We start from the raw sequence: 13,256 nt of genomic DNA on the forward strand, positions 1-13,256 counted from the left end.
AATTAAGAGTATTTAAACATTAATAAAATATATTTGAAAAAAAAGAAAAGAAAAAATAACTATTTTACAACAGTTATTTTATTTGATATAGTACATCCACCATATGTTGATGTAATAGTGAATTTACCTACTTTCAATAATTTAATAGACAAAGTAGCTACACCATATTTGTTAGTTTTTGCACTATAGGTTTTACCATTAATTTTAAAGGTAATTTTTTTGTATTTTAAGATTTTTCCGTTTTTATATACAAGTTTAACTGTAAACTTAGCTGTTTTGGACTTTTTAGCAGCCATATCTTTAGCTATTAAAGTTGGTTTAAATGTTATCTTACTTGAAGATGAAACACCTTTATAGGATACAGTTACAGTATAAGTTCCAGCTTTCAATTTAAGAGACAAATAAGCATATCCGTATTTGTCAGTTTTAACAGAGTAAGTTTTACCATTTACTTTAATAGATACTGCTTTACTGACTGCATATTTACCAGTATCATCTTTAACACGTACTTTGTATTTGATAACATTTCCGTAGTAAACCGGATTTGCTTTATAGATGGTAATTACAGGTTTATAGGTTACTTTTAAAGTAGATGATTTATTTGCTGGTTGGAAATAGTCATCATCAACCATTGCAATTATTTCATAATTACCTACGCTGATTGTAGGAATTACACTGCTAAGAGTTGCAACACCATTTTTATCAGTTTTTGCCTCACCAATGAAAACATTTCTTCCTTGGACTCTATAGAATTTAACTGTAAGTCCAGATATAGGATTTCCAAAGCTATCCTTAACAGTAGCTACGAAATTACCTTTGGATGTAGGAAATGCTGATACTCCATTAAGTGTAATATCAAGAGAACCTTTTTGGATGAATAATATTGAAGTAAACTCTTTTGTCAAATAGTTTTCTTTAGATGCGATAGCATCAATTTTATAATATGCATCAGGAGTGAAAGTTTCATCAAACTTGTAATTCAATGTAGCAACACCGTTTGAAGATACTGCCTGACCGATTTCTTCACCTTGAACATAGAATTTGACCAATACCCCATCTACACCAATATCAAGAGTAATTAAACCATTTTCCAAATATTTAATGATCATATCTGGCATAACACCATTGAAAAGATAAACATAATTGTCCTCAACAATATTTCCATTAGTATTGTTAATAGCACAGTTAGCTTGGCCTTTTTCAGATTTTAAATAGTTATTGGCAATCTCATTATCAACAGCCAAATCATCAACAAGAATTGCATAACCTTTGATTGAGGTAAAATTATTGTCTTTAATAATATTGTTAGTTGATTTGGATTTAAGATAAATAGCCCCAACACCACTTCCAATTGAATCATAGACTTTGAAGTTTACTGGCTCGCCAGTAACATTATTCATTATTGTGTTGTTAATAACTGAATTGTATGCTGAATTGGAAAATGCCATACCATAAGCCTGTTTAGCAGTTATATCAAAAGCATTTCCACTAATATCATTATTGTTTGAATTGAATAATTCAATACCATAAACAACATCAGCATTTAATACAAAGATATTGTCCTGAATAATTGATTTTTGAGATGTTTCCAAATTAATACCATAGGAATAATTTTGAGATTTAGCACTGACATTATTTCCAATAAGAACAGTATCTTTAGATTCAGAACCAATTATTAAACCTTGAACGAAATAAGTTCCTTCTAAAACAATTACATTATTAATGAATTGGTTATTAGTAGCGTCTTTTCCTTCAGGAGCTTCATGACCAGTGTAATAACCTAATACACCCATACCATAGATATAACTGTCATTAGCTTTTATGTAGATGTAATTATCTGAAAAGATGTTATTATGACTATCATAGTACAAGTCAATACCTACAATAGAATTGGTAGATATATTATTGTGAACACCAGATGAATTGCTTGTGTAAGAGGTTTTGTTTAATTTAGAAGTTGCATTTACTTTATTTCCTGAAACAACACATCCAGATGAATATGCCATTAAAATACCATAAGTTCTGTAAACTTCATATAAAACATGATTTCCAGTTAATGTATTACCATCACTGCAAACAGAATCCCCACCAACACAAGAAGAACCATCAGTACAAACAGAATCCCCACCAACACAGGTAGAACCATCAACGCAAGTAGAACCATCAGTACAAACAGAATCCCCACCAACACAGGTAGAACCATCTACACATGAAGAACTACCATCAACACAGTGACTACTGTCAAATCCATGTGCGATACCAGTTCCGATTGTGTGAATATCATTATCAATGAAAGTACAATCTTCAACTGAAATAGCAAGTAATGTATAAGTTAAATAATCACCACTTGAGGTTAGTTTATTACTTATAACATCAACATCACTTGATTCAACTACATATATTGCATATGCTGCATTTGGGTCAGTTACATCAATATCACAGTTAGCTATTGTCGCACCTCTAGTATTGTAGACAAGAATTCCCCATGCATTAATCCTCGCACAGTTTTTATTTTTAATAGTTAAGTTTTCAACCCATACACCATCAGACAATCTGAATGTGGTATTGTAAAACTTAGGATTTTGTCCTGTTAATTTAATTGCTGAGTTAATGTATAAAACACCAAGATTTACAAATTCTCCTTCGAAATAGAGAATATCCCCACTTGAAACTAAAGGAGTTAATGTTCCACCAACATCAAAGTAATCACGATAGTTTTCAGGAGTTACAATATGAGTAGTTCCATTAAAGATATACTTAGGTTTGGAAGGATCATAAGAACCTTCAGGAGTTAAAATAGTTCCCCTACCAGCATTATTTTCAATGACATTAACAGTGTTAGAATCTGCTTGTTTTGCATTGATTAAATAATCTTTAGCAACAATACTGTTTCCGGTAATAGTTATGTTTCCAGGTCTTCTTTTGTCACTTTCTTTATCAATGAAAATACCAGTTCCATTTTTACTTAAAACAGTATTATCCACAATGGAAATGTTAAAGAATTTACCTTTACAATAAATACCTGCTCCAAAAGTGGTAGTGACATCATTACTTTTAATTAAAACATTATCTCCAGCTGCCTGGATACCATATGCAGAAGAAATAACATTAACAACATTGTTTTCAACTACAGAATTACTACCAGCATAAATTGCAGAAAATGAACTTAAAATTAATGCATTTTCAATTGTATTGTTGATAATTATTGAATTTGAAGCACCAACAATAGCTTGTTCTCCTCCAACTACAACACCAGGATTATTATAATCAGCACCAGTCAAGTTAATAATTCTATTATTAATAATTTTATTATGACCTTTGGAAGTAGAAATTCCCTTAAAAGTACCAATTATTCTATTAGAATTAATTTCATTGTATGAACCCATTATTTGAATACCATAAGCCCATGAGGTTGGTAAAACATTACATTTAATTGTATTGTTGTAAATGAAATTATAATTGGAGTCCCCACCTTTTAAAGGCCCTCCTTCATAGCTGGATAAATAAATTCCGTTTGCATCATCCACTTCAACACGATTGTTTGTAATATTGTTATAATGAGCACCAGAAATAAGAACAGCAGGTGTTGATCTTGTCCCCATACCATATGTAATACCATAACAACCAAATACATTGTCATTAACAACATTATAATTTGCATCATTAGCAATGCACAATGCATAAGATGCCTGACCAGTATTATTGATATAACAATCTTTTATAATACAGTTACTAGCACCATTTAAAAAAATTCCATAACAATTATCAACAGTGTTAGTAATTTTCAAACCGATTATTGAACTTCCGGATGCTTCCTCAGTTAAAGTGAAAACACAATTTTTCATAGGAGTGTCCTGAGAATAAACAATGCTTAACTTTTTATCTATATTAAACTTAGCATTATTCCAGTTTCCTGTAAAACTAAGAACATCACCGGAGTTAACATCAGTTGCAATTAATTTCCCATTACTACTGAAATATCTTGAATAGTTACTTGAATCAATCTCATGAATAGTACTTTTTGAAAGCACATCATCAGAAGATGAACTATCCAAAATTACCGGTTCATCAACACTTAAAGTAGTATTCATATCCTCACTTGCACTTACACAGGATATGGATAAAAATAAAAGCATTGATAAAACTATTAAAATATTAAATTTTTTAACCATAATATACCCCAATCACATTAAATTTAAAATAAATTATATTTTAAAAATAATCCAATATATAATAATATTAGTAATTAAAGTATATTTAAAAATTTCTAAAATAAAAAAAAGTAATTTTTAAAAAAAATAAAAAAGATGACTAAATTAATAATCATCAAAGTCTTCATCGTCTTTTTTAGCATATCCAACTACAAAAATTGCAATTAAAACAATAATAGCAATTATGATGAATATAGGCATACTAGCTTCAGAAGAACTTGCTGATTTGGAAGCTGAACTTTGAGATAATTCATAAGCATTAGCTTGTGATTCTCCTGCTGAAGAACTGGAACTTTGAGATTCAGCAGCAGTTTTTGCATCAGCAGCAGGTTGAGACATATCTTGTCCTGCAGATGTTGCCCCACCAGAAGCACTACTAGATTGCTCAGTAGCATCAGTACCATTAACTAATTCATGTGCATTTTTACCACCATCTTCCATTTCATATAATGGATCAGTATTAGTAGCTTCAGCCAACATTTTTGCAAATTCAGCTTTTTGAGCCTCAGTTAAAGAACTTGCCTGAATAACTTTCATATTGAATTCTAAGTTTTTACAAGTGTGGTGACAACATGCAACACCATATTGAAGAACTTGATTCATATACTCATTTGCAAGCTTTTCAACTAATTTACTATCAGCATCCCAAGTACCCTGATTAGCCATATAAATCATATGAGCAAGAGATGATTGGATACCGTATGAAGTACTTGAGTCAGTTATACCACTAGCAAGGTCTAAAAGAACATCAGCCATTTGATTACCTAATTGTGAATTCAATTTATTGTTACTAACAGTTAAAAGACCAAATGCATTTTGCATTCTTGTAGCAATCCAGTTCATACCAGCCGCAGTACCTTTAAGCGGAGTGATATATTTAGGATTTAAGAATGTAGTTCTGATTTCGAATTCAAGTTCATCTTCATATGTTCTTGAAACATAACGATTTTTATCACGGATATCTACAAATGCAGTATCAGGTCTTTTCAAACCAGCTTGTTCTCTTAAAAGAGAAGCAGCATTATATAATCCTCCAAACCAATCATAGTAATCATCAGAGTCAAGAACTCTCCATGTACTATCTAAGTTTTGTGTGATTAAATCTGTTTTAGTAAGAAGATACTTGAATGTGTCTTTCTGTTTGTTGATACTGATTTCACCATTTTCATCAATAGTCCATGCAAATGAAACAGTTTCAAGGTAAATATTCAAACAAGCTTCGTTAAGTGTTGTAATATTCCAGTTTGCAGTGTTAGGAATAAGAGTACTCATTCCAGTTCCTTCAAGAATATTTCCTGGAAGACCAAATAACCTGTCAAGAGTAGGATTTTCTTTATAATGTTTAATTACATAGTTATCCTTTGCACTTTCATTAGCATTAGCTGCTAATTTGGTTGCACTAACCATCCAGGTAAGCCAGTCTTTATTACTTGTAACAATACTTGCATATACATCAATTCTAGGCCTATTTACAACAGAACCATCATTTAATTTGATTGTTAATTCTTCTAATGGGATTAATTCAACACCAACAACTTTACCATTATTGGACCATTGAGGTTTACAACCTAAGAAATATAAGAATTCAGCAACACCAATACCTTCAGTTCTTGATATTTCAGTACCCCATAAGATTAATGCATTCATTTCAGGCCATTTACCATGCTGTTCATAATAATTAGCAAGTAACAAATCAACTATCTTAACTGCAGACTCATAAGCTGCCTGAGAAGGCATTCTTGTTGAATCTGAAGCATAACCATCACTACCAGTTGGAATTGAATCTCCGTATGCTGGATCTGCAAATAATCCTGCTTTAACATATCCACCAGATAATGCAGTAAGAATAGCATTCCACTCATTATTGTTTTGGATATTTACAATAACCTGTTGAGCATAACTCATAGATTGATATAATGAACTATTTTTACTTATACCAAATAGGTTAGCAAAATCATCAACAGATGAACCGTTAACTAAAGCATCAGCGAAGTTTTTCATAAATGCTTCAACAGCATGACGTTCATTTACGTATTTTACACTGCCTTGAATATCCTTATAGAAATCTTTACCTTTTAAGTTAGGATATAAGAATTCCATTATCTGATTATAAATTTTAGTTTGAGAAGTAACAATTGTAACAACTTCCCCAGATAATTCTTCACCAGTTAAAATTTTACCTATAGTGTGTAAACCATAAGTCATGAAGTCATCGCCCATGTTTTCAAGGTACAAATGCAAATCATCTAACCACTTATCAAATGAAGTAGACTTGTCATAAGCTTTAAAACCTAATGATGGAGCTAATTTGATGATTTTTTGTTTATATTCATCAGCATTAGAAGTAACATTAAGTTTCATTTGATCTTTGTAGTAAGTAATGTAATTATTTAATTCAGCATATTGACCATATAACTCAGATGTTACAATTGCAGGAGTCATGTGAGTAATAAGCATAGCTAAACTTCTATCTCTTGCAATCATAGCTTCCCCAGGGTTAGATACAATATATGGATATATAGTTGGAATCTTTGTTAATTCAAAAGACCAGTCACCAGAACCGACACCAAGGTTTTTACCCGGTAACCATTCTAATGTTCCGTGTGTTCCCATACTAACAATTGCATTTACATGTGCAACTTTATCCATCCATTCATAAAATGCAACATATTGTTGATGAGGAGGTAATGTCAAATCATGGAAATTATTAATGACTTCATTAATGTCTGCTTCTTCCCATCCTCTACTTGGCTGATAAGTAATGAAAATATTACCAAACCAAATACCTGGAATGACAAGATACTGATTTCCATCATCTGCGGTGTATACCATAGATTTACCTAGACCAGAACCCCATTGTGAAACCATTTGTTCAAATAAACTATCTGGAAGATCATCAGTCAAATCAAGGAATTGATCCATTGAAATTAATTGATTGTGTTTAACCAATTCATCCCAGTTAGATTCAACATATTTTTTAAGTAATCCACCAGCCCATGAACCTTTGTTACCCATATCGAATAACAAATTGGTAAATTCAGTGATATTCATTTCTTTGCGTATATCACAGGTTGTGTAACCTGAATCATATAATTTAATGAGCAAATCGTATGTACTTTGGAGAACATCTAAATAAGACGCACCGATTTCAGCTTTTCCAGGTGGGTAATTATAAAGAACAATTGAAATGATTTTTTCAGAATTGTTTAAATCCTTCAAATCAGCCCATTTACTAGTAAGCTGAACCATTTTATCAACACCAGTCTGAATTACATGAACTTTAGCATTATCATCCACATATGATAAGATAATAGGACTGAACACACCTTCAAAACTTGGATATGTTACAGAGTAAGTCCATTCAGTTTGAGGTCCAATTTCACTTTCATAACTATTTTTTGAAATTTCATTAACACCTTTGAGTACTTCAACATCAATGTCTGATAAATCTCCTTCAGCAGAACCATTATTGTAACTTAAAGACCAGGAATATAATGAAACAATAGAAGAGATTCCTATTGATGAAATATTACTGATTTTGTTTAATATTGAAGACATAGATGGATCTGTGGAAAATTTAAAGACATTAAATGCTGGTCTACCAACTTCCTCAAAACCTCTGATTAAAGAATCAACTACATCTCCACCACAGTAGTAAGATGCAATAACAATAAAGTTCTTTTGTGGAGATAATTTGTCAATGAATTCCTGTTCAAATTGTTTATATAATGTAGTTGGGTCTAAAACATCTGCAAACCATTGTGCATAATCTTGAACCATCCAATTTAGACTACCTTTACCATCACTGTCATAACCTGGATTGTTTTTAATCCATTGGTTAATTAAACTACCTTCAGGATAAATAGTAAAAATACCTAAATCAGGATGATAAAAACCACATTCAGGCCCCATCATAGGAGCATTAGCATCATTAAGAGTCGGATTTGTATATTTAGATGGATCAATTAAGTAAAATACATATTTCAAATAATTCTCCATATTATGCTGCAAAATATCTTGAGACTCAATATCTTCAGATTGGAAATAAGAACCAATGTATGTATTTTCTACAGTATGGAAAGTATTCTTATTATCGTTTGCACCAACAATTTTCAATCCAGTTGAACTTAAAATTGAATCACTGTAAACACCAAATGTGTATGCAACATTATAGTTAAAGTTTGCCGGACAAACAGAAAGCAACTTACCTAATTTTTCAGCAGTTAAAGAAGAATAAACTCCTTCAGCAAACATGTCAATATGAACAAATTTTGCATATCCAAATAACCATTCCCTAGATGAATCATAGTTTCTTGTATCAATGAAAGCTACTCTTTTAGACATCTCCATTAATGCATTTACTTTTTCTGTGTGAGCAGAAGCATAATCTACTACCAACAAGATATCTGGAATAAAATCAAATGAACCTTCATAAGTTCCTGAATATCTTGTAAAATCCAATAAATTAGATTTTTTAGATTCAAAATCTGCATAGCTAACTTCAACGTAGTATTTTTTTGCATTTAAATTTTTAATAATAACTGAACCTTTAGAATCAGTTTTATGTGTTGAAATTAATTTATTATTGGAATCAAACAATTTAACAGTTGCACCTTCTAAAGCATAACCGTCTTCATTCCAAGTATTGGCAGTTTTATTATAATGATGCTTAACATTAATTTTAATTACATTGTTAGATGCGCCTAAAATCTCTTTATCAACCTGAGAACTCTGTAATAGAGAAATTTCACTAACATCATTCTCAATAGCTGAAGCATCCAATACAGTTTCATTATCTTGCGCTGAAATACAACTTAAAGAAAACATGACTAAAACTAATATACCTAATGTAAATAATAGTTTATTGCTTAATCTTTTCGTGATTTTCACCCCCTTTTACAATCAATCATATAGCAATATTTTATAATCTACTATGAAATTAAATTGTATTTAAAAACATATAAAGTTTATTGAAATTAAGTTTAATATTAAAATAATTCAGTCTACTTTAACACATTTTAGATACCTTTAAATATGTAATACGACTAATAAAATGTACCAATATAAAAGAGGTGACAAGATGCATAAAAATAATATTATAATAGCTATTTTATCAATAATAATTATTGGAATGCTTATCCCAGTAGGTTTTTCAGTTAATGACAATCAAGTTGTATTAACCTATGGTGAAACAACAAAAAATAATGCTGAATACAAAAATATTGTTGATACATTTTTTGAAAGTCAAACAGGCATTGATTTAAAAGGAGTAAATTCAAAAATAATCACTGCTAGTGAAGTAAATAAAATTTCAAGTACAATAACTGGGAAAAATTATAATTCAAATCAAATATTTTCATCTGCATTAGTTGATTTAAATGATAATGAAAATCTTAAGGTCACTGTAGATAAATCAAAAATCACAACAATAACCGGTGACATGTATATCTCTGCATTAAAATCTGTGGGAATTACAAAAGGACATATATTTGTAACCAGCCCAATTACTGCAACTGGTGAATCAGCATTGGCAGGAATTATGAATTCCTATGAAGAAGCAAGTGATGTTAAAATTCCAGAAACCGTAAAAGAAGCAGCAAACAACGAAATCTACACACAAGCAGAAATCGTAAACGATACAAATGTTAGTGCGGATGATTTATCTAAACTTGTTGATGATATTAAAGAAGTTGTGAAAAAAGAAAATATTACAGACCACCAAACTATTGTGGACTTGATTAACAATTATACTATTCAACACAATATCAACATTACAAGCAGTGATATTGAAGAACTTGCAAATAGTATAGAACAACTTCAAAATATTCAAGAAGACATTGACAATTACCAAACTGAATTGTCCAATGCAATAGATAACTCTTAAAAGGACTAAATGTCCTTTTTAATTATTTTTTTTAATTCATCGAGATTTAAAATGATGAAATTTCTATAATCTGGATTAGCTAAAACTTTATATTGTTTTTTATTTGTTTTTTCATATGCTTCCTGCATTACACTTTGCAGATAGTCCACATCACTTGACAATATAAGATCAAGCTTAATTTTTTCATCATGAGTTAAATTATCCAGATAAGATTTGATTGTTGAGTCGAATTTAGCAACCAGATTTGAGTTTCTTTTAGCCATACTGTTAATCACAAATGAAGGAACCAAAGAAAATAAATGGCTGTACTGCTCAACATCACTGTAAGTAATTTTATTCATAATAATCTCCCATAATCATTCCAACTACCAGGCATTTTTCCTTTTTTAGTATTCTCAATAAAGTTATTTAACATTCTACTAAATATATCTGCCTTTTTTCTTTCTTTTTGAATGTTTGAGATTTTAATTCTTTTATATAAATCTGGAAACTCATTAAAGTTTTTCCACACTTCATCATCACTTTTCAGTACATCTAAAATATCATCATCAATAACAAATTTCTCATTTAAATCCGGAAGTTTATTAAATCCTTCATCAGACATTAAATTATTTTTAATTAACCATCTGCAGCGTTCTTTATTTAATTCACTCCAATGACTATTTTTACGTCTTGGAGAAAACCTCTGCATTCTTACTCCATCAACAAGACCATATGTTGAATCAATCCATCCAAATGACAAAGCAGTATAAACAGCATCAATATAATAAAAAACAGAGTTATCCTTTGGTTTTCCTCTCTTACATTTAACCCAACATTCTTTTTGAGTCAAATGATTTAATTCTAACCATTTTCTAAACTCATCACTATTTTTACAATTTAAAACATTTTCATAGACTTTAGTCATTATTTTTATCTCCATTTAAAAAAAAAGAAAATAAAAATTCAACATTATATGTTGAATTTAAAATGAGTCATTGAAAGGACCGTTATAACCTGAATTCATATCATTCGGACCATTATAAGGTTTTGCATCTACTGTTCTAGTGTTAGCCATATCAAGTGAGTATTTAGTATATGAACCTGCAAGTCCACCCAAAGCACCTGCAGCAGCAGATCCTCAAATTAAAATTGCACATAGTTTTACCCTATTAAAGTTTGCATCATAAGTTTTTGAAATAATATATGATGATGCAAGACTTCCAATTAAAGCACCTACACCAGCACCTGCAGCCATACCAATATATGGATTTACTGTCACATAACCAATACCAAATCCTACAACAAAACTTGCTACATACGAACCAACCTTAATCCAGGTAGATGCTGTTCCAGTTAAACTTTTTGCAAAGCAAACTGCAACAGTAGCATTAGCAGAGGTGATATTTTTATTATCCATTACTAAAATTCCACCATCACCAATACATATATCCAATCCATTACTATATGCATTATTGTTTAAAAAAGTACAATTATTAGTTATTAATATACCCTGACTGAATATTGCACCACCATTTAGCATAGTTTCCAACAAATGAACAATTGTTACATAAGACTGATCCAGTGTTAAGGATTGCTCCTCCCCAGTCTTTTTGGAACCAATAATCCATTTTATTATCCTTAAATGTAACATTAGTGAATATACAGTTTCCAGCATTGTTTATAACTGCACTGTTAAATCCTTCAATATTTAAATTTGATGCAGTAAAGATTCTTTGATCTACTTTTGCCCAATGATCTTCACTGCGACTATTAAATGAACCTTTAATTGTTGAGTTATGACCATTAATATTGATTAAGTCAAAACCCAAATCATTAGGGGAAATAGGTTTTATGTAATTAAGTTCCATCTGTCTTAAAAAATTAATATTTAAAGCAGATGTATACTGTATTTTATTTAAAGCACCAATATCCTTTTTTAAGATACCCTCAGCAGATTTAAAATGATATGATTTATTATTAAGAATATTTTCATAATCTTTAGTATTATTCACAGTAACATTTACAATAAATTGATAACAATTTGAATAATCATTATTAATCAATTTTGTAAAAACATCATTAAAATTAGTTACATTCTTAATATGATAATCTTTTAAGTATGTAATTCCATTTTCAAGATATTTTGAAGTAGATAATACAAATTCATTTTTGTGAATAGTTGCATAATATGAAATATTATTATCAAGAGAGTTTACTCCACCTAACATGATACTTTTATAAACCATAGGTACTAAATCAACAGTTTCATTTGCCATATTCGAAAATACAACATTAACTAGCTTATTTGTATCAATTTTAGTAATATTTCCATCAATTACATGAAATTGTCCTTTAGATACAAATCCACAATCTTCAATTTTAATGTTTTTGTGATTTTTATCAAGATAAATCTCATCTTGTCCTAATTTTGATGAAGAATTAACAAAATAACAGTTTCTAACTGTAGTATTTACATTACTTAAATAAATAGAACCTCCAACTCCCCATGCGAAGTTGTTTATGAATTTATTGTATTCAATAATTCCATTTGAACCAGACCACTTTATTACACCACCATTAAAAGCACTATTTCCTTCAAATACATAATCAGAAAGGTGCCCATTATTTCCAACCCAATTAATAGGATTTTTCATATTTGCATTAATAATTCTTAAAATATCGGGATTAGAAATACCAGATTTTAATGAAGCTGGTTTTTCATTTACAAATTTGAAATTTTTAATTGTAACATTATTACCCAATACATTGAAAAATCCATAACCTTTAATTGAGTTTTTAATGGTTATTGTGTGCATATTTCCATCAATAGTCACATTATCTACATTAATATCAATTGATGGCCTATATGCTTTTTCTTTAGTATTATCAAAAACATAATCTTTAGAAACAGTATAATGACCTCCAGAAGTAATATTCTGAATATCACTATTTAATTCGTCAAAACTTCCCGGAACTGCAACTGACTCATCTATAACTATTTTACTACTATTAGTCAAATCTGCAGCACTTGCACAGCACACTCCTAAAAAAAGAAACAGGAATGCAATTAATAAAAAAATATTTAACCTAAAATAATTCATTTAATTTATCTCCAGCATCATATATGTTGCACTTAGTATATAAATTTTGGCATACCTAAATTTTTAATTAATCAAAAA

8 protein-coding genes are annotated in these 13,256 nt (G+C 30.0%); 1 reads left to right on the plus strand and 7 read right to left on the minus strand.

What is annotated here, in order from left to right; all coding sequences use genetic code 11:
- Positions 1–59: 59 nt before the first annotated feature.
- Together PUD86_03785 and PUD86_03790 are read right to left on the minus strand one after the other, a co-directional pair.
- Positions 60–4,172 carry a right-handed parallel beta-helix repeat-containing protein gene (locus PUD86_03785; GenBank protein MDD6776396.1) on the minus strand — a complete coding sequence of 1,371 codons (4,113 nt, stop codon included), beginning with the start codon at positions 4,170–4,172 and terminating at the stop codon, positions 60–62.
- A gap of 144 nt (positions 4,173–4,316) precedes the next feature.
- Positions 4,317–9,038, minus strand: coding sequence for a cobaltochelatase subunit CobN (locus tag PUD86_03790; GenBank protein ID MDD6776397.1), 4,722 nt, complete (start codon positions 9,036–9,038; stop codon positions 4,317–4,319).
- Between the two features lie 253 nt (positions 9,039–9,291).
- Between PUD86_03790 and PUD86_03795 the strand changes: the two genes are divergently transcribed.
- The gene (locus PUD86_03795) at positions 9,292–10,095 is read left to right on the plus strand and encodes a DUF1002 domain-containing protein (GenBank protein MDD6776398.1); all 804 of its coding nucleotides are present in this window, start codon (positions 9,292–9,294) and stop codon (positions 10,093–10,095) included.
- Between the two features lie 5 nt (positions 10,096–10,100).
- Here the strand turns inward: PUD86_03795 and PUD86_03800 are convergent, their stop codons facing one another.
- The 5 genes from PUD86_03800 to PUD86_03820 are packed head-to-tail and all read right to left on the minus strand — an operon-like array spanning position 10,101 to position 13,178.
- The gene (locus tag PUD86_03800; GenBank protein ID MDD6776399.1) at positions 10,101–10,436 is read right to left on the minus strand and encodes a hypothetical protein; all 336 of its coding nucleotides are present in this window, start codon (positions 10,434–10,436) and stop codon (positions 10,101–10,103) included.
- On the minus strand, positions 10,433–11,002 hold the full coding sequence (locus tag PUD86_03805) for a YdeI/OmpD-associated family protein (GenBank protein MDD6776400.1): 570 nt from the start codon (positions 11,000–11,002) through the stop codon (positions 10,433–10,435). Before PUD86_03805 ends, PUD86_03800 begins: the two co-directional genes overlap by 4 nt.
- 57 nt (positions 11,003–11,059) lie before the next feature.
- Positions 11,060–11,194 (minus strand): hypothetical protein, encoded by a 135-nt coding sequence (locus PUD86_03810; protein ID MDD6776401.1) that lies wholly within the window; start codon positions 11,192–11,194, stop codon positions 11,060–11,062.
- 21 nt (positions 11,195–11,215) lie between these two features.
- Positions 11,216–11,629 carry a hypothetical protein gene (locus PUD86_03815; protein ID MDD6776402.1) on the minus strand — a complete coding sequence of 138 codons (414 nt, stop codon included), beginning with the start codon at positions 11,627–11,629 and terminating at the stop codon, positions 11,216–11,218.
- Complete coding sequence (locus PUD86_03820; protein ID MDD6776403.1) at positions 11,571–13,178, minus strand: hypothetical protein; 1,608 nt, start codon at positions 13,176–13,178, stop codon at positions 11,571–11,573. Before PUD86_03820 ends, PUD86_03815 begins: the two co-directional genes overlap by 59 nt.
- Positions 13,179–13,256 lie beyond the last annotated feature (78 nt).

Source organism: Methanobacteriaceae archaeon, from assembly GCA_029219465.1.
Taxonomy (GTDB): Archaea; Methanobacteriota; Methanobacteria; order Methanobacteriales; family Methanobacteriaceae; genus Methanocatella.